Genomic DNA, 17718 nt, shown 5'->3' on the forward strand with positions numbered 1-17718 from the left:
GGTGATGAAGGTGCGGAAATGGCTGGTCGTCCTTTATACGGCCTTGATCCTTGGTGCAAACCCGGGCTGGACCGATGTCGCTGCCTTGCGCGACGGCGACATGAAGAAGCTGATGCTGCACGAGGCCCCGGTGCCGGTGCCCGAGTCGGCGCTGCTGGATGCCGAGGACGGCACGCATTCCCTTGCCGACTATCGCGGCAAATGGGTGGTGCTGAACTTCTGGGCCACCTGGTGCGCGCCCTGCCGGCAAGAGATGCCCTCGCTGGACCGGCTGCAGGCGGCGATGCCCGAGATCGCGGTGGTGCCGGTCGCCACGGGGCGGAACGCGGTGGAAGGGATCCGGCGGTTCTTCGAGCAGGCAGAGGTGAAGGGCCTGCCGATCCTGCGCGATCCGACATCCGAACTGGCGCGCGCGATGCATGTGCTGGGCCTGCCGGTCACTGTCATCCTCAACCCCGAGGGGCAGGAAGTCGCCCGGCTGATCGGCGATGCGGAATGGGACAGCGACAGCGCCAGGGCGATCCTGGCGGCGCTGGTGGCGGGGTTCTGACAAATTCCTTCGAAGGAATTTGCAAATCTTTTCGAAAAGATTTGGTCCTACAGATCAAACGTCGCGAAGACCGGGACGTGGTCCGACGGCTGCTCCCACCCCCGCACCGGGCGCAGGATACGGCTGCCATGGGCAGCGCCGGAGATATCGGGGGTGGCCCAGATATGGTCCAGCCTGCGGCCCTTGTCGGCCCCGTCCCAGTCGGGGCTGCGATAGCTCCACCAGCTGTACAGCCGACCTTCGGGGATGTCCTGCCGCGTCACATCGACCCAGCGGCCGGCCTCCATCGTCTCGCCCAGATGCGCGACCTCGACGGGGGTGTGGCTGACGATCTTCAAGAGCGCCTTGTGGTCCCAGACGTCATCTTCGCGGGGCGCGATGTTCAGATCGCCCACGAGGATCGCCTTCTCCGGCCGGTCGGCGTGGAAGTGGTCGCGCATGTGGGTCAGGAAGTCGAGCTTCTGGCCGAACTTGAGGTTTTGCTCACGATCCGGGATGTCACCGCCCGCAGGGACATAGAAGTTGTGGATCGTGACCCCGTTGTCCAGCCGCGCCGCGACATGCCGCGCGTGACCCAGGGTCGCAAAGTCATGACCGCCTGCATCGGTGATCGGCAGCTTCGACAGGATCGCGACGCCGTTATAGCCCTTCTGCCCGCGCGCCACGATGTGGCTGTAGCCCAGCGCGCGGAAGCTGTCCAAGGGGATCAGCTCTACCGGGCACTTGCATTCCTGGAGGCAGAGGATGTCCGGCGCCTCTTCGGACAAGAGCCGCGAGACGAGCGCCTCGCGCAGGCGGACGGAATTGATGTTCCAGGTGGCAAGGGTGAAGGGCATTTGCGGGGTCTCCTGTCGCGGCGACCCTAGGGGGAAGGCTGGGCGACCTCAACCGCAGAAAAAAGGCCGGGCACGAAGCCCGGCCAGGTCCAACAGGGAGGATGCCGCGCCATAACCCCGACGCGACCAGGGGAACTTGCTGCACAACCCGTGCATGAGGAAAAGGTAGCAAGCGAATCCGGCAACAATAAGCCCTAAGCGGCAAGATTTCGTGTTTGTTGCAAGGCAGCCGCATTGTGGCCGCCCTGCAACGAGCCGTCAGGCCACCAGCCGATAGCCGCCGCTTTCGGTCACCAAGAGCCGCGCGTTCGAGGGATCGGGCTCGATCTTCTGGCGCAGGCGGTAGATGTGGGTTTCCAGCGTGTGGGTCGTCACGCCGGCGTTGTAGCCCCAGACCTCGTGCAAGAGGACATCCCGCGCCACCACGCCGCTGGTCGAGCGGAGGAGGTATTTCAGGATGTTGGTTTCCTTCTCGGTCAGGCGGATCTTCTTGTCCTTTTCGTCCACCAGCATCTTCTGGGCGGGCTTGAAGGTATAGGGGCCAAGCTGGAACACCGCATCTTCCGACTGTTCATGCGTCCGCAACTGCGCGCGGATGCGGGCCAGAAGGACCGGGAACTTGAAGGGCTTGGTCACATAATCGTTGGCACCGGCGTCCAGACCCAGGATCGTGTCGCTGTCGGTGTCATGCCCGGTCAGCATCAGGATCGGGCACTTCACGCCCTGCTTGCGCATCCGGCGGCAAAGTTCGCGCCCGTCAGTGTCGGGCAGGCCGACGTCCAGGATCACCAGGTCGAACAGACCGGCCTTGACCTTCTCCATCCCCTCGGCGCCGGTTCCGGCCTCGAACACGTCGAAGTCCTCGGTCATCACCAGCTGTTCGCTCAGCGCCTCGCGCAGGTCTTCGTCATCATCGACAAGCAGGATCTTTCGCAGTCCGGCCATGGGTTCCTCCATTGCTCTGGCGGCAGAGATGCGCCCCGATCACGAAGCCTGCAAGATTTGCAACGAAATGCTCACGCGGACGTGTCGGTTCCGCTGGCAATGTTTCAATTTCGTCATGCCGCAGCTATGGATGGGCGCATGAGCCTGCGTCTTTCCATCCCCGAACGCCTGACCCGAGCCCGCAGCGACCTGCGCATGGGGGTGCCGGTGCTGCTGTGCGGGGCGGGTGGGGCGGCGCTGGTCGCAGCGGTCGAGACGCTGGATGCCGACCGTCTGGCCGATCTGCGCGGCTACGGGGCGCCGGTCCTGGCGATCACCGCGCGGCGGGCCGAGACGCTGAAGGCCCGGGCCTATGACGGCGATCTGGCGCGGGTGGTGCCCCCGGCGGATACGGGTCTGGACTGGCTGCGGTCGGTGGCGGACCCGGCGGATGACCTGCGCACCCCGATGAAAGGCCCGCTGCAATCCTTGCGCGAGGGTCCGGCGGATCTGGCCCGCGCGGCGCTGGCCTTGGCCAAATCGGCGCATCTTCTGCCCGCCGCCCTGCTGGTACCGGTCGAGAACCCGCTGCCGCTGGCCGGGTCCCACGGGCTGACGCTGTTGACGCTGGACGAGATTTCCCCTGCCCTGGCCGCCCTGCCGCCGATGGAAGAGGTCGTCTCGGCCAGGGTGCCGTTGGTGGCGTCCAGCGCGGGGCGGGTGCATGTCTTCCGCCCCGATGACGGCGGCGAGGAGCATTACGCCATCGAGATCGGCCGCCCGGACCGCGACAAGCCCGTCCTCGCCCGGCTGCATTCGGCCTGTTTCACCGGCGATGTGCTGGGGTCGCTGAAATGCGACTGTGGCCCGCAGCTTCGCGCGGCCCTGGCGCAGATGGGCGAAGAGGGCGCGGGCGTGCTGCTGTACCTCAACCAGGAGGGCCGGGGGATAGGTCTGGCCAACAAGATGCGGGCCTATTCCTTGCAGGATCAGGGCTTCGATACGGTCGAGGCCAATCACCGGCTGGGCTTTGAAGACGACGAGCGCGACTTCCGCATCGGGGCGCAAATCCTGCGCAAGCTGGGCTTTTCCAGCGTGCGGCTTCTGACCAACAACCCGAAGAAACTGGCGATGATGGAAGGCTGCGGCCTGCACGTCACCGAGCGCGTGCCCCTGCGCGTCGGCGAGACGGCCGAGAACCGCGCCTATCTGGCCACCAAGGCGGCAAAGTCGGGCCACCTGCTGTAGGTCACTCGAACCGGGGTTCCTCCAGCCGCCGCTTGCGGACATGGATCTCTGGCGCTTCGCCACCGCCTTCGGGCGGGCGCGCGTTGAAATAGTGCTTCTGCCAGCCCTGCCGCAGGGTCTCGGGGTCCTTCTCGGCGTGCAGCTTCAGGAAGGTCGAGCGCGCCTCGCGCCAGGCCTCGTATTCTGCCTTCAGCTCGGGAGCGTCCTCCAGCTTGCGGATCACCGGTTCGACGGTGTCGAGTTGGTAATGCGGGATCAGGGTGATGAAGCAGAACGGCTCGCCCTTCCTGAACCGCGCGCGTCCCGGCCGCGTCATCCGCCAGTTCATCGTGAAGGGAAACGGCAGCCAGTCGGTCTCGATCAGGCCGGTCAGCGGCTGGATCGCGTCCTTGACATGGTTCGGCGCGCCCGTGGCCCAGATCGCCCAGCCGGGCGGCGTGCGGAAAAGATAGCCGGGGTGAAAGGTCAGGATGCCGCCGCCGAAATGCGACAGGGCCAGACCCTCGGCCTCGGGCGAGACCTTCAGCGCGTCGATCTCCGGCCGCCCGTCCCATTCCACCTGGAAATCGGCCGTGCAGCGGATCTCCCAGCCCGAGGTGTTTGCCATCGACAGAGGCAGGCAGCGATAGGGAAAGCGTTGGTTGAAGGCATCCATCCAGTCGCGGTCGGGGACGCCGGCCACCAACGGCGGGGGCGAGGGCTTTACCGTGAAACAGTCCAATCGCATGAGCTTCTCCGGATGTTCGGGCGTATGGCGATCAGCTTAAGCGAGAGGGTTTGACCGCACCACCGTTTCGAATAGATCAACGGCATGACTGCGCTGGACCTTGTCATCACGCCGATGGGCGCCCTGTTCCGCGGCCGCCGCTTGCCCTGCACCGTCGGGCGCGGCGGGATCGTCGCCGCCTCCGCCAAGCGTGAGGGGGACGGGGCGACCCCGGCAGGCGTGCACCGGCTGGTCGGGATGCTGTATCGTCCCGACCGGCTGGAGCGTCCTGCCGACTGGGCGCTGCCGATCGGGCCGTCGGACCTGTGGTCGGACGATCCCCGGGACGAGGATTACAACCTGATGGTCCGCGCCCCGCATCGGTTCAGTCACGAACGCCTGCGCCGCCCCGATCCGATGTACGATCTGGTGATCCTCACCGACTGGAACTGGCCCCATGCCGAACCGGGACGCGGCTCGGCGATCTTCATCCACCAGTGGCGCAGGCCCGGCGCGCCCACGGCGGGCTGCATCGGCCTGTCGCGCCGCGACCTGCACTGGATCGCCCCGCGCATCACGCACCAGACGCGGCTGATCGTGCGGCTGTAGAGGCCTTTCCAAAACGCTTTGACCGGCATAGACTCTGCCCAATCAGGGGGGAGCCATGGCCAGACCGACCAGTGCCGACGATCAGCTATTCGACCTGCGGCTGGCCCGGTCCGCCCCCGACCTGTTCCCGATGCTGGAGGCGCTGTATGGCGCGCGGCCCGATTACCCGGCCTTCCGCGACAAGCTGGTGAAGGCGCTGCGCAAGGGCTGGGCCGACCGGCCCGAAGACCTGAAACGGCTGGACCTGGCCCGCGACCTGGAACCCGACTGGTTCCAGCGCCCCGGCATGGCGGGCTATGTCTTCTACATCGACCGCTTCAACGGCACTCTTCGGGGCGTGCTGGACAAGCTCGACTACCTGGAGGACCTGGGCGTCACCTACGTTCACCTGATGCCCTGCCTGAAGCCGCGCCCAGGCGACAGCGACGGCGGCTATTCGGTGATGGACTACCGCCAGATCAACCCGGCCTTCGGGACCATGGCGGATTTCGAGGCGGTCAGCCGCGCCCTGCGCGCGCGCGGCATGTCGCTCTGTGTCGATCTGGTGCTGAACCACACCGCGAAGGAACATGCCTGGGCGAAGAAGGCCGCCAAGGGCGATCCGGTCTATCAGGACTATTACCTGATGTTCGACACGCCCGATCTGCCGAACCTCTATGAACAGACGCTGGTCGAGGTCTTCCCCGACAACGCTCCGGGCAACTTCACCCATTACCCGGACATCGGGAAATGGGTCTGGACCACCTTCAACGAACACCAGTGGGACCTGAACTGGGCCAACCCGGCGGTGTTCCTGGAGATCGTCGAGATCATGCTGTTCCTGGCCAACAAGGGGGTCGATGTCCTGCGGCTGGATGCCGTCGCCTTCATGTGGAAGCGGCTGGGCACCCGCTGCCAGTCGGAACCCGAGGTGCACATGCTGTTGCAGGCCCTGCGGGCGTGCAGCCGGATCGCCTCGGCCGCGGTGATCCATCTGGAAGAGGCCATCGTCGCGCCCGCCGAGATGCTGCCCTACCTCGGGCGTGGTCGGCATGACGGGAAAGAGGGGAACCTCGCCTACCACAACAGCCTGATGGTGCAATTCTGGTCAGCACTGGCCACGCGCGACACGCGGCTGATGACCCATGTGCTGGCCACGCATTTCCCGGACCGGCTGACCAACGCGACCTATGCGACCTATATCCGCTGCCATGACGACATCGGCTGGGCGGTGACGGACGAGGACGCGGCTGCGGTCGGACTTTCGGGTCAGGCGCATCGCGCCTTCCTGTCGGACTTCTACGAAGGCAGCTTCCCCGGCACCTTCGCCAAAGGCGCGCTGTTCCAGGTGAACGAGGCGACGGGGGACAAGCGGATATCCGGCAGCTTCGCCTCGCTGGCGGGGATCGCGCAGGACCCGGAGCTTGCCGTGCAGCGCATCCTGATGGGCCATGCGCTGATCGCGGCCTGGGGCGGCATTCCGCTAATCTACATGGGCGACGAACTGGCGCTGCCGAACGACGACAGCTACCTGCAGAACCCGCATCACGCGCATGACAGCCGCTGGATCCACCGCCCCAGGATGGACTGGGCCCTGGCCGAGACGCGACACACGGCCGACACGCCCTCGGCGCGGGTGTTCCGGGGGACCAGGGCCATCCTGGCCCGGCGCGCGGCGACCAAGGCGCTGCATGGCGCGGTGCCGGTGCGGGTGGTGCGGTCGGGCAACGACGCGGTCTTTGCCTTTCAGCGGCTGGCGCCCACGGGCACGCTTCTTGGTCTGTTCAACTTCACCGAACACTGGCAGCACCTGCCGGAGGCCTGGGTCCGATCGCAGGGGGTCAGTGCCTTCCATGATGCGCTGTCGGATGGGCATGTTGCGGCGCACGATGGCCAGATCGTCCTGCCGCCCTATGCCCGCGTCTGGCTGACCTGACGCCAGGTGCCGATTTCCGGGAAGAGATCGGAGCGGAGCCCTTGAAGGCTTCGCCCGCCCCGCGCCCGGGCGCCGTCAGGCCCTGGGCGGATAGGCCCGAGCGCCGAAGATCGCGCTGCCGACGCGGATATGCGTCGCGCCGTGGGCAATGGCGGCCTCGAAGTCGCTGCTCATCCCCATCGACAGCTTTGTCAGCCCGTGGTCCGCAGCCATCCGGGCCAGCATGGCGAAGTGCGGGGTCGGGTCCTGATCTTCGGGCGGGATGCACATCAGGCCGACGGGAGACAGGTCCATCGCCCGGCAGTCCCGCAGGAACCCCGCAAGGTCGCCCGGCAGGACACCCGCCTTCTGCGGTTCTTCCCCCGTGTTGACCTGCACGAACAGCTGCGGCAGCGCGCCCCGGGCCTGCTGCAACCCTGCCAGCCTCGTGGCCAGCGAGGGGCGGTCCAGCGTGTGGATCGCGTCGAACAGGTCCACGGCGACCTTGGCCTTGTTGGTCTGCAAGGGGCCGATCATGTGCAGCTCCAGCGGCCCGAACCTGTCACGCCAGGCAGGCCACTTCGCCGCCGCCTCTTGCACATAGTTCTCGCCAAAGACGCGGTGGCCTTCGGTCAGCACCGCCTCGACCCGCTCTGCCGGCTGGACCTTGGACACGGCGATGAGCCGGACCGACCCCTCGGCCCGCCCCGCCGCCCGTTCCGCCGCGCGCATCCGCGCCAGGATTTCCGCAAGTGCCATCTCGCCCCCCGTTTGCAGCGCAACCTAACCGGGCGGGCGAAAAAGAAAAGAGCGGGCAAGGCCCGCTCTTTTCCCTCGTGCGATCCGGGAGGATCAGAACGAGAAGTTGATGCCGAGGTCGGCGTAGGTTTCGTCGTCGAAGCCCTTCTGGATGGTGCCAGCAATGGTCGCGCCGCCAAGGTCGTAGTTGGCGCCCACGCCGATGGCGTAGTCGTTCGCGTAGGTCACGTCGGAGTCGACGGCCGAAACGAACGCGCCGATGCCGATGCCGCTGGCCAGCTTGGTGTTGCCGTACAGGGTCAACGTCGTGTCGTCGCCTTCGCCAACGGGCGCACCATCTTCACCGATGAGCTGCAGACCAATGTTGGTCATGTCGTTCATCGCGTATTCGCCGAGCAGGGCGTAGACGTCATAGCCGCTGGTGCCCGCCGCGTTGTTCACATAGCCGAAGCCCAGCTTGTAGGCGCCGGCGGTGTAGTCCAGCGAGAAGCCGGTTTCTTCAGCGTCGGTCGACACGTTCTGGTCGTAATCGACGTACGACAGGCGAGCAACCACATTGCCGACCGAGTAGCTGGCGAACAGGCCGATACGGTTTGCCTGGCCAGCAGCGTACGGGCCGGAGTTGTACGAATCGTAGGAGAACAGCGAGTACGAACCGGTCGTCGACGAGATGAAGCCGAGTTCCGCGTTGTAGAGGGTTGCCAGCGAATCGAACGCGGTATTGGCGTTACCGATTTCGAAGCGGAAACCAGCGGTTTCAGCGTAGAGCATCGCGGCGTTCAGTTCCGCAGCGCCTTCGCCCGTGCCGTCGACGGTGTCGCCGGCGTCGTATTGCATGCGGATCCGGCCACCGAATTTCACGCCCGAGTCAGTCTCCTTCGCAGCGTCGATGTTCAGACGCATACGGTAGGACAGAACGGTGTCGGAGTTGGTGCCATCGTCGGTGTAGACCAGACCGAAGCGTCCCGAGCCGCTGAGCGTGACGTCGGCTGCGGCCATGCCAGCAAAGCCCAGCAGCGCGGTCGAAGCCAAAAGAACCTTTTTCATGTTTTCCCTCTTTCTTCAAGGTAAGCCCGCCGCAGGGGAATCCGCAGGGGGAATGCAGCGTATTTCGCCCGTCATGGCATGGATTGCAACGTTGTCGGCAGCGGTGAAAGATTTCGGCAGATGATTGGTGCAGCAAAGCAACAGGTCGGGAATCGCCACCCAATCGCTCCGTCGCGGGCGGGTTCCCTTCCGCGACCGTGCAAGCAAAGGGCCTTGGCAGGCCGCGGACGCTCGGCTAGACAGCAGGCAAGGGTTCTGAGGATGGCCGGATGATCTTGGTTCAAATTGCGCGGATGGCCCTGGCGGCGAGTCTGATGCTCTCGCTTTCGTCCTGCGGCGGGATCGCCAGCGGTGATAGCGGCCTTTTCGGCGGAAAATCGTCGATGACCGAAAAGCAGCGGGCCGAGCGCGATGCGGCGGCCGAAGCGCACCGCGACGGCAAGAGCAAGTCGGAAAGCCGGACATCGCTTCTGGACCTGTTCAAGACATCCGATGACCCCAACACCACGGTCGAGGTCAACAAGTACATCTGGCAGGCCAGCCTGGAAGTGCTGAACTTCCTGCCCATCGAATCGGTGGACCCGTTCACCGGCGTGATCGTGACCGGCTACGGGCGGCCTCCGGGCGGCGGGCGGGCCTATCGCGCGACGATCTATGCGCAGGACCCGGCGCTGGATGCCCGCAGTCTGAAGGTCGCGCTGCAAGGACAGGGCGGTGCCTCGGTCGCGCCGGAAACCGTGCGCGCGGTCGAGGATGCGATCCTGACCCGCGCCCGTCAGCTGCGCGTGCGCGACAGCAGGCTTTAGTCGTTTCAGGGCCGCGCAGGATCGGGAAGGGGTGGACCTTTCCCGGAGCCTGTGTGTAATTCCGCGCGCCAACCCGCCCGGACTTCCGCATGAGGCCAATGATGTCGCGCTATGACCCCGCCCAGATCGAACCCAAGTGGCAGGACGCCTGGGACAAGGCCGGGGCCTTCACGGCGGTGCGCGATCCGTCGAAGCCCAAGTATTATGTGCTGGAGATGTTCCCCTACCCCTCGGGGCGCATCCACATGGGGCATGTGCGCAACTACACGATGGGCGACGTGGTGGCGCGCTACAAGGCCGCGCAGGGGTTCAGCGTGCTGCACCCGATGGGCTGGGACGCCTTCGGGATGCCCGCCGAGAATGCCGCGATGGAACGCGGCGGGCACCCGAAGGACTGGACCTACGGCAACATCGCCGACATGAAGGCGCAGATGAAGCCCCTGGGCCTGTCGATCGACTGGTCGCGGGAACTCGCGACCTGCGACCCGGAATACTACGGCCAGCAGCAGGCCATGTTCATCGACATGATGGAGGCGGGCCTCGTCTATCGCAAGGCCGCCGTGGTCAACTGGGACCCGGTGGACATGACGGTTCTGGCCAACGAGCAGGTGATCGACGGCAAGGGCTGGCGGTCCGGCGCCGCGGTCGAACGGCGCGAGCTGGTGCAGTGGTTCTTCAGGATCAGCGATTACTCCGAGGAACTGCTCAGCGCGCTGGACGGGCTGACGCACTGGCCGGAAAAGGTGCGCCTGATGCAGGCCAACTGGATCGGAAAGTCGAGGGGCTTGCAGTTTGCCTTCGAGACGGTGGGGGCCCCGGCCGGGTTCGAGACGCTGGAGGTCTATACCACCCGTCCCGACACGCTGATGGGGGCGTCCTTCGCCGCGATCAGCCCGGATCATCCGCTGGCCAAGGCGCTGGAGGCCGACCCGAAGGTGGCCGAGTTCGTGGCGCTGTGCCGGAAGGGCGGGACCTCGGCAGAAGAGATCGAGACGGCCGAGAAGATCGGCTATGACACAGGCATCCGCGTCCGACATCCGCTTGATCCGACGTGGGAATTGCCGGTCTGGATCGCGAACTTCATCCTGATGGACTATGGCACGGGCGCCATCTTCGGCTGCCCGGCGCATGACCAGCGCGACTTCGAGTTTGCCACGAAATACGGGCTGCCGATCAGGCCGGTGTTCAGCGCCGACGGAAGCGATGCGGCCCTGACCGAAGCCTTCGTGCCGATGAAGTCCGAGCGCGTCCACTACATCCGCGGCTTTGCCGGGGAAACGGTGCAGACCGGGGACGAGGCCGTCGCCGCGGCCATCGCCCACGCCGAAGCGAACGGCTATGGCAAGGGCGTGACGAAATACCGCCTGCGCGACTGGGGCCTGTCGCGGCAACGCTACTGGGGCTGCCCGATCCCGGTGGTGCATTGCCCGACCTGCGGCGTGGTGCCGGAGAAGAAGGAGAACCTGCCGGTCGAACTGCCGTATGACGTCAGCTTCGACAAGCCCGGCAACCCCTTGGACCGCCATCCGACCTGGCGCGATGTGCCCTGCCCGCAATGCGGCGCCCCGGCCAAGCGCGAGACGGACACGATGGACACCTTCGTCGATTCGTCTTGGTACTATGCCCGTTTCACCAGCCCCCGCGCGACGACCCCGACCGTGGCCGAGGACGCGGAATACTGGATGAATGTCGACCAGTATATCGGCGGAATCGAACATGCGATCCTGCACCTGCTCTATTCCCGCTTCTTCGCCCGGGCGATGCACAGGACCGGGCACCTGCCCGCCAAGGCCATCGAACCGTTCAGCGCCCTGTTCACCCAGGGCATGGTGACGCACGAGATCTACATGACCCGCGACAGCCAGGGTCGCCCGGTCTATCACCTGCCCGAGGACGTGCTGCGGGGTGAGGGTGGCGCCACGCTGAAGGATGGCACTCCGGTGGAAATCGTGCCCTCCGCCAAGATGTCGAAGTCGAAGAAGAACGTCGTCGACCCGATGAACATCATCGCAGCCTTCGGGGCCGACACCGCGCGCTGGTTCGTGATGTCCGACTCGCCCCCCGAACGGGACGTGGAATGGACGAGTTCCGGGGCCGAGGCGGCCTTCAAGCACCTCAGCCGCGTCTGGGCCCTGTCGGCGCGGATCGGCGAGATGCCCGAGGGGCACCCGGGCGAAGGCGATGCCGACCTGGCGAAGGCCACGGCGAAGGCCATCGACGAGGTGACGAGGGGGATCGAAGGATTTGCCTTCAACAAGGCCATCGCCTCGCTTTACGCCTTCACCAACACGCTGTCCCGCGCCAATGCCTCGACCGGGGCGATGAAGACGGCGATCCGCACGCTGGCCAGGCTCATGTCGCCGATGACCCCGCACCTGGCCGAGGAAATCTGGGCCATGCAGGGCGGAGACGGGCTTTGCTCCCAGGCGCCCTGGCCCAAGGCCGATCCGGCACTGCTGGTCGATGACACCGTGACCTTGCCGATCCAGATCAACGGCAAGCGCCGCGCGGAAATCAGCGTGCCGAAGGACATGCCTGCGGCGGAGGTTGAAAAGCTGGCGCTGGCGGATGAGGATGTGGTCAGGTTCCTTGCCGGCCAGCCGGTGAAGAAGATCATCGTCGTCCCGGGCCGCATCATCAATGTCGTCGTCTGATCGCAAAGTCAGCATCTCCGATCCGTTCCCGACCCGGGAGCGGGCGGTGAGCCGTCGTTTCGTCGTTCTGGCCCCTCTCGCCCTTGCGGCCTGCGGCTTCACCCCGGCACTCGCGCCAGATGGACCAGCGACCGCGCTGCTTGAAACGGTCTATGTCCAGGATCCGACCGACAAGAACGGTTTTGATCTGGTGGAGCGGCTGGAGGAACGGCTGGGACGACCCGAGAACCCGAAGTACGACCTCAGCTACACCATCGTCACCGAAACCCTGGGCGTCGGCATCACCACCGACAACAAGATCACGCGCTACAACCTCAAGGGCGTGGTCGACTATACGCTGACCGACCGCGCCTCGGGCGCGCGGATCACGGGGGGAAGGGTGCAGAACTTCACCGCCTATGCCGCCACCGGCTCTACCGTCGCGAGCCTTGCCGCCGAGGAAGACGCCGCCTACCGGCTGATGCGCATTCTGGCCGACCAGATCACCGCCCGGCTGATTGCGGCCACGGCTCGGCAGCCATGATCCTGAAGGGGGCCGAGGCCGCCCGCTATTGCTCCCGCCCCGATCCGGGCCGCGCTGGCCTGTTGATCTTTGGACAGGACGCGATGCGCGTGGCGCTCAAGCGGCAGGACGCCATTTCCGCGCTGGTGGGACCCGAAGGCGAGGCCGAGATGCGCCTGACCCGGATGTCTGGCGGCGATCTGCGCAAGGATGCAAGCCTGCTTCTGGACGCGATCAAGGCGGTGGGCTTCTTCCCCGGCCCCCGCGTCGCCTTTGTCGAGGACGCGACGGACGGTCTGGCCGACACCATCGCCACCGCGCTGAAGGAATGGAAGCCGGGCGATGCGGTGATCGTGGTCACGGCGGGGGGCCTGACGGGGAAATCCGCGCTGAAAACCCTGTTCGAGAAGCACCCCGGTGCCGTCAGCATCGGGCTTTACGACGATCCGCCCAGCCGGGAAGAGATCGAGGAGGCGCTGAAGAAGGCCGGCCTCAAGGACATCGACCGCGAGGCGATGAGCGACCTCAACACCCTGGCCCGCGCGCTTGATCCCGGCGACTTCCGGCAGACGCTGGAAAAGATCGCGCTTTACAAGTTCAACGATCCGACGCCCCTGACCCCCGCCGACGTCGCGGCCATGGCCCCCGCCACCATCGAGGCCGAGGTGGACGACCTGATCGACGCCGTGGCCGAGGCGCGCAGTACCGCCATCGGCCCGCTGTTCCGACGACTTGAAGGCCAGGGCGTGCTGCCGGTCACCATCTGCATCGGCGCGCTGCGGCATTTCCGCATCCTTCACGCCGCCGCGACCGATCCGGGTGGCCCGGGCGCCGGCATCCAGAAGGCCCGGGTGAATTTCAAGCAGAAGGACGCGATGGGCCGGCAGGCCGGGCAATGGGGTGCCCGCGCGCTGGAGCAGGCGGTGGCGATCCTGCTGGAGACCGACCTGACGCTGCGCTCTGCCAGCCGGGCCCCCGGGATGGCGCTGATGGAACGCGCCCTGATCCGCATCGCAATGACGCGTCACTAGACGCCGCCGTCTTCGAAGACATCGGTCCGGAGTTTTCGAACACTCCGGTGCCTCAGGCCCGGCGGATGGTCCCGGTCAGGGGGACGGCTGCGGACAGCGTGTTGGAAATCGTGCCGTATTTCAGGATGTTGCGATGCAGAAGATCAAGCCGCGCCTCGCTTTCGGGCGTGTCGACCGTGATCTGATAGCGGATCGCCGTCAGTTTTGGCGGCGAATCCTGCCGGTCGGCCTGCAACTCCACCCGGATCCCGTCCAGCTGGAACTTCAGCACCGGCAGCACCCGTTCCGCCCCCTTGATCATGCAGGCCGCCAGCGCCGCCAGCAACAACTCGACCGGGTTCAGCGCGTCCTTGCGGCCCTCCATGTCGGTCGCCAGCCGGACCTCTGCCCCGTGGCTGGTGGCCAGGCCTCCCGTCGCGTCCACCCGCCGCGCGCTGACTTCGTACTGCATGACATCCCCCGCATTGACACTGCCTGACCTTGACCGAGAATACCCCGGCACTCTCACCCCGCCTTGATCAGGCGCAATTCCGGAGCCCGGACTTGTCCGCATTCACCGACCTTCACGCCCGCTGCGCCGCGCTTGGCACCCGGCTGTTCACCGTCACCCGGCTGGACGAGGACAAGGCGCTGTTCGCCCGCGTCTTCACCTCACATCCGAAGGAATACCCGGTGTCGGGGACGAAGCCGATGGAAAGGGACGGCTGGTACGACACGACCATCGCCGGGCGGCGGACCTTCGTCGCCAACACTCCGCCCGAGTTCGCAAGGTATTTCTTCGACCACGCGCTGATCGTCTCGCTTGGCCTTGGTTCCTGCATCAACGTGCCGGTGGTCGATGACGACCGCGTGCTGGGGACCGTGAACATCCTGGCCGAGGCCGGGCACTTCACGCCCGAGAAACTTGCCGCCTATGAGGCGTTGGTGGCCGCCGCCACCCCCGCCCTTGCGACCGAGCTGCGCTGATGGCGAAAGAGCTGACCCCGGTCGAGGCCTTCCTCGCCCCACTGGCGAAGATCACGCGCAAGCACCGCGACATCGAGGGCCTTGTCTTCTGGGGCGGTGCCGAGGGCTGGGACCCCTCGCCCTCCGAAGCCTTGGAAGCCGAAGAGATCGTGTTCTACGCCGAGGGCCTCTTGATCGACGGCTTCCACATGGATTGGGCGCTGGTTCTGGAGGGCGCGGCGGTGGATCACCTTCGGCTCTGCTTCTGGCAGGACGGCGAACCGCCACCCCCCGTCGCCGTGCCCTGGACAGTCGGGGACGCGGGGCGCTGGCAGGCCCCCTAGGCCCGCGACAGGATCAGCCCGGCCATCACCAGGCCGGCAGCGGCGATCCGGGTCGGCGTGATCTCGCGCGCGGTCACGCCCAGCGCGCCGGTCGCGTCGATCACCATCGCCGCCGTCATCTGCCCCAGGATCAGGGCGGCGACCATGGTCAGCACGCCCAGATGCGACACGCCCCAGACGGCGCTCAGGACATACCAGGCGCCGAAACAGCCGCCGATCAGCGTCCAGGCCGGAACCTGCGGCAGTTTCAGGAAGGTTGCACCCTGCCCCTGTGCCATCGCGATCACGAACAGGACAACGAAGCCCACACCGAAAGATACCGCCGCCGCCGGGACCGGACCGCCGAGTTCACGCGCCAGGGCGGCATTGACCGGAGCCTGCAAGGCAATGGCCACGCCACCCAGCACAACGGCCAACAATACCCAGACCATCCCTGCCTCCGTTTCCTTTTTCACCACAAAGCCACAGCGGCGGGGGTGCTGCAACCCTTGCCACAGGGCCATCTATCGGGCAGATGTCATCCAAGGACCTATCGCGGTTTCCGATGGCATTCACTCTGCGCCAGCTTCAGTTCTTCGTCGGCGCCGCCGAGGCGGGCTCGGTCTCGGGCGCGGCGCGGGCGCTGTCGATCAGCCAGTCCTCGGTCACCGAGGCGATTCGCGGGCTGGAGGATGACCTGGGCGTGGTTCTGTTCGACCGGCAGGCGCGTGGCATCGTCCTGACCCACAAGGGCTCGGCCTTCCTGCGCCATGCCCGGCAGATCCTGGCCGATGTCGCCACCGCCCGCACCACCTTCCAGACCGAGGCCGAGACCGCCAAGGGCCGCCTGTCGCTGGGTGTCACCAGCCTTGTCGCGGGCTATGTCCTGTCCGACATCCTGCAACGCTATCGACGGGCCCATCCGCAGGTCGATCTGAACGTGATCGAAGACAGCGGCGAATACCTGCAACACCTGTTGATCGGCGGCGAGCTGGACGTGGCGGTCCTTCTGACCTCATCCGTCCATGACCGGATGGCGCTGAATGTCGAGACGCTGCTCGTGTCGCCCTACCGGCTCTGGCTGCCGCTGGGCCATCCGCTGGCGCAGCAGGAAAGCATCGCGCTGGAAGAACTTGGCGGATCGCCGATGATCCAGCTGATGGTCGACGAGATCGAGGAATCGACCCGCCGCCTCACCGCCGCCCTGCCGGTCAAGCCGCAGATCGCCTTCCGGACCCGCAGCGTCGAGGCCGTGCGGTCGCTGGTCGCCACCGGCGCGGGGCTCGCGATCCTGCCCAGCCTTGTCTACCGGCCCTGGAGCCTGGAAGGCGACCGGATCGAGATCCGCGATGTCTCGGGTGATCTGCCCTCGGTGCAGGTGGGCCTTGCCTGGCGCAAGGGGGCGCCGCTGACGGGACCGGCGTCGAACTTCATCCGTTCGGCACAAAGCACGGCTGTCGTGCGGCCGGGGTGAGCAGCCTTGTCCCGATCAGGCCGCGACGGGCAGAAGCTCGACTCCGGCGATGCGGGCCAGATGCTCCATGCGGCGCCGGAACTCGGGCAGGAAGCCATGGGCGCGGGAAAACGCCCAGGCATTGCGGCTTGCGGCATTGATCGCCGCCGGGTCGCGCGCCAGATCGGCGATGCGGTCGGCCAGGGCCCGGGCCTCGCCGAGGGGCACACCCCAGCCCGCCTTCGCCTCGGCGTTCAGCCGTTCCCACATCCGGTTGTCGTAGCTTGCGACGGCAACCCCGCAGCCCATCGCCTCGATGTAGGTGCAGGACGGATCGGACTGGCGATGGCAGCCGACAAAGATGTCGGCCTGGGTGCGGGTAAAGGGAACAAGCTCGGTCTCGAAGTCGACAGCCCCGTGCAACCGGACCCGGGCCGGTTCCTTCAACCGCTTTATTCCCGCAGCGATCTGGCTGTCCAGCGCGCCGGTCCCGAACACGTCCAGGGTAAAGTCCACGCCCCGCTCGATCAGCCGCTCGGCCACCGGCAGCAGGTCCTGCGCGCCCTTCATCGGCTCCAGCCGCCCCGAGAAGATCAGCCGCAGCGGCCCCTCTGCCGCGCGCCAGGCCTCGCGCGCTGTCATCTCGGCCTCGGTCGCAAAGAGGTCGGTCGTCATTCTGCCGTCCAGATACAGCAGCGTGTTCCGACACATCGGCGCATAGGCGTCATAGGCCGGATAACCGTTGGCCTGCAGCGCATCCGCGGCCCGGAACGCCCGCTCGCGCCGCGCCTCCTGCTGGCGCAGCCAGAGCCGCCCCTTCAACCGCCCCAGAAGGCTGCGGCTGCCGTCCAGACCCAGGATCTGCATCCGGGTTTCCGGGGTGTATTCGATGGCATAGACGATCTTCTGTCCCGGCTTCAGATGGTCGGTCAGGCCCAGACAGTGAAAGTCGTCGCCCCCCGCATAGATCAGGTCAAAGCCGTCCAGGTGCCGGGCGCACAGCTCTTCGTCGGGGTCCAGCAGCCGAAGGTCGAACGGCAGTTCGCTGCGCTCGTAGTCGCGGCCGAAGGGAATCGACGGCGCCCCCCGACGCAGGGCCACGGTGATCCGGTGCGGCCACAAGGCCTGCTGAATGCGCATGCCTTCGACGAACTTCACATCCAGACGCACCCTGTCGTCGGTCTCGATCACCGGCGCCGGTGCGATCATCAGCATACTGGCCATCCACATGCCCACCAATCTCCTGGATAGCTAAGCAAAGATGCACTCCACACAAGCTGGAAAAGCCGAAACAATGCGACAACGGGGCCGGGCATCGGTAAAACCGATATCTGGCTTCAGTTTTTTGTTATTGTGAAAGTTTCGTGGCGAATTACGGTTTTTCCAAGTCCGCAAGAACGGACTCTCTGCGCATGCAAGAGACACACCAAC

General features: G+C 66.2%; 19 protein-coding genes. 11 read left to right on the forward strand and 8 right to left on the reverse strand.

The window, feature by feature from the left end:
* Positions 1 to 4 precede the first annotated feature (4 nt).
* The gene (locus D5084_RS06675) at positions 5 to 550 is read left to right on the forward strand and encodes a TlpA family protein disulfide reductase (protein ID WP_128514732.1); all 546 of its coding nucleotides are present in this window, start codon (positions 5 to 7) and stop codon (positions 548 to 550) included.
* Positions 551 to 597: 47 nt separating this feature from the next.
* On the opposite strand, the gene D5084_RS06680 is transcribed toward D5084_RS06675, so the two are convergent.
* Positions 598 to 1386: an exodeoxyribonuclease III gene (locus D5084_RS06680; RefSeq protein ID WP_128514733.1), complete on the reverse strand. Its 789-nt coding sequence runs from the start codon at positions 1384 to 1386 to the stop codon at positions 598 to 600.
* A gap of 258 nt (positions 1387 to 1644) precedes the next feature.
* Positions 1645 to 2331 carry a response regulator transcription factor gene (locus D5084_RS06685; protein WP_128514734.1) on the reverse strand — a complete coding sequence of 229 codons (687 nt, stop codon included), beginning with the start codon at positions 2329 to 2331 and terminating at the stop codon, positions 1645 to 1647.
* A 138-nt stretch (positions 2332 to 2469) separates the two neighbouring features.
* Between D5084_RS06685 and ribA the strand changes: the two genes are divergently transcribed.
* Positions 2470 to 3558, forward strand: a complete 1089-nt coding sequence (ribA, locus tag D5084_RS06690; protein ID WP_128514735.1) for a GTP cyclohydrolase II — start codon at positions 2470 to 2472, stop codon at positions 3556 to 3558.
* A gap of 1 nt (position 3559) precedes the next feature.
* Here ribA and D5084_RS06695 read toward each other — a convergent pair whose 3' ends face one another.
* Positions 3560 to 4285, reverse strand: coding sequence for a DUF6065 family protein (locus D5084_RS06695; RefSeq protein ID WP_128514736.1), 726 nt, complete (start codon positions 4283 to 4285; stop codon positions 3560 to 3562).
* A gap of 84 nt (positions 4286 to 4369) precedes the next feature.
* Here D5084_RS06695 and D5084_RS06700 point away from each other — a divergent pair, with 84 nt between their 5' ends.
* Together D5084_RS06700 and D5084_RS06705 are read left to right on the forward strand one after the other, a co-directional pair.
* Entirely contained in the window at positions 4370 to 4873 is a 504-nt protein-coding gene (locus D5084_RS06700; RefSeq protein ID WP_128514737.1) for a L,D-transpeptidase family protein, read from the forward strand.
* A gap of 55 nt (positions 4874 to 4928) precedes the next feature.
* Entirely contained in the window at positions 4929 to 6788 is a 1860-nt protein-coding gene (locus tag D5084_RS06705; RefSeq protein ID WP_128514738.1) for an alpha-amylase family protein, read from the forward strand.
* A gap of 75 nt (positions 6789 to 6863) precedes the next feature.
* On the opposite strand, the gene D5084_RS06710 is transcribed toward D5084_RS06705, so the two are convergent.
* Positions 6864 to 7526, reverse strand: a complete 663-nt coding sequence (locus tag D5084_RS06710; RefSeq protein ID WP_128514739.1) for a YggS family pyridoxal phosphate-dependent enzyme — start codon at positions 7524 to 7526, stop codon at positions 6864 to 6866.
* 93 nt (positions 7527 to 7619) lie between these two features.
* Positions 7620 to 8573, reverse strand: a complete 954-nt coding sequence (locus D5084_RS06715; RefSeq protein WP_128514740.1) for a porin — start codon at positions 8571 to 8573, stop codon at positions 7620 to 7622.
* A gap of 269 nt (positions 8574 to 8842) precedes the next feature.
* On the opposite strand from D5084_RS06715, the gene D5084_RS06720 reads away from it, so the two are divergent.
* From D5084_RS06720 to holA, 4 genes are all read left to right on the forward strand, one after another.
* Complete coding sequence (locus tag D5084_RS06720; protein ID WP_128514741.1) at positions 8843 to 9379, forward strand: DUF3576 domain-containing protein; 537 nt, start codon at positions 8843 to 8845, stop codon at positions 9377 to 9379.
* Between the two features lie 101 nt (positions 9380 to 9480).
* Positions 9481 to 12033, forward strand: a complete 2553-nt coding sequence (leuS, locus tag D5084_RS06725; protein ID WP_128514742.1) for a leucine--tRNA ligase — start codon at positions 9481 to 9483, stop codon at positions 12031 to 12033.
* A 46-nt stretch (positions 12034 to 12079) separates the two neighbouring features.
* Positions 12080 to 12556 (forward strand): LPS assembly lipoprotein LptE, encoded by a 477-nt coding sequence (lptE, locus tag D5084_RS06730; protein ID WP_238382547.1) that lies wholly within the window; start codon positions 12080 to 12082, stop codon positions 12554 to 12556.
* A complete protein-coding gene (gene holA / locus D5084_RS06735; RefSeq protein ID WP_128514744.1) occupies positions 12553 to 13566 on the forward strand; it encodes a DNA polymerase III subunit delta in 1014 nt (337 codons plus the stop codon). The genes lptE and holA overlap by 4 nt, the downstream gene beginning before the upstream one ends.
* A 52-nt stretch (positions 13567 to 13618) precedes the next feature.
* On the opposite strand, the gene D5084_RS06740 is transcribed toward holA, so the two are convergent.
* Positions 13619 to 14017 carry an OsmC family protein gene (locus D5084_RS06740; RefSeq protein ID WP_128514745.1) on the reverse strand — a complete coding sequence of 133 codons (399 nt, stop codon included), beginning with the start codon at positions 14015 to 14017 and terminating at the stop codon, positions 13619 to 13621.
* A gap of 92 nt (positions 14018 to 14109) precedes the next feature.
* Here D5084_RS06740 and D5084_RS06745 point away from each other — a divergent pair, with 92 nt between their 5' ends.
* Both D5084_RS06745 and D5084_RS06750 read left to right on the forward strand, forming a co-directional pair.
* Entirely contained in the window at positions 14110 to 14532 is a 423-nt protein-coding gene (locus D5084_RS06745; RefSeq protein WP_222929376.1) for a GAF domain-containing protein, read from the forward strand.
* Positions 14532 to 14855, forward strand: coding sequence for a hypothetical protein (locus D5084_RS06750; protein WP_128514747.1), 324 nt, complete (start codon positions 14532 to 14534; stop codon positions 14853 to 14855). Before D5084_RS06745 ends, D5084_RS06750 begins: the two co-directional genes overlap by 1 nt.
* Here D5084_RS06750 and D5084_RS06755 read toward each other — a convergent pair.
* Positions 14852 to 15286 carry a DMT family transporter gene (locus D5084_RS06755; protein ID WP_128514748.1) on the reverse strand — a complete coding sequence of 145 codons (435 nt, stop codon included), beginning with the start codon at positions 15284 to 15286 and terminating at the stop codon, positions 14852 to 14854. The genes D5084_RS06750 and D5084_RS06755 overlap by 4 nt on opposite strands.
* 113 nt (positions 15287 to 15399) lie before the next feature.
* Here D5084_RS06755 and D5084_RS06760 point away from each other — a divergent pair, with 113 nt between their 5' ends.
* Positions 15400 to 16308, forward strand: coding sequence for a LysR family transcriptional regulator (locus D5084_RS06760; RefSeq protein ID WP_128514749.1), 909 nt, complete (start codon positions 15400 to 15402; stop codon positions 16306 to 16308).
* A 15-nt stretch (positions 16309 to 16323) separates the two neighbouring features.
* Here the strand turns inward: D5084_RS06760 and D5084_RS06765 are convergent, their stop codons facing one another.
* Positions 16324 to 17517: a glycosyltransferase gene (locus tag D5084_RS06765; protein WP_128514750.1), complete on the reverse strand. Its 1194-nt coding sequence runs from the start codon at positions 17515 to 17517 to the stop codon at positions 16324 to 16326.
* Positions 17518 to 17718 lie beyond the last annotated feature (201 nt).

The organism is Tabrizicola thermarum (assembly GCF_003574395.1).
Lineage (GTDB): Bacteria > Pseudomonadota > Alphaproteobacteria > Rhodobacterales > Rhodobacteraceae > Tabrizicola > Tabrizicola thermarum.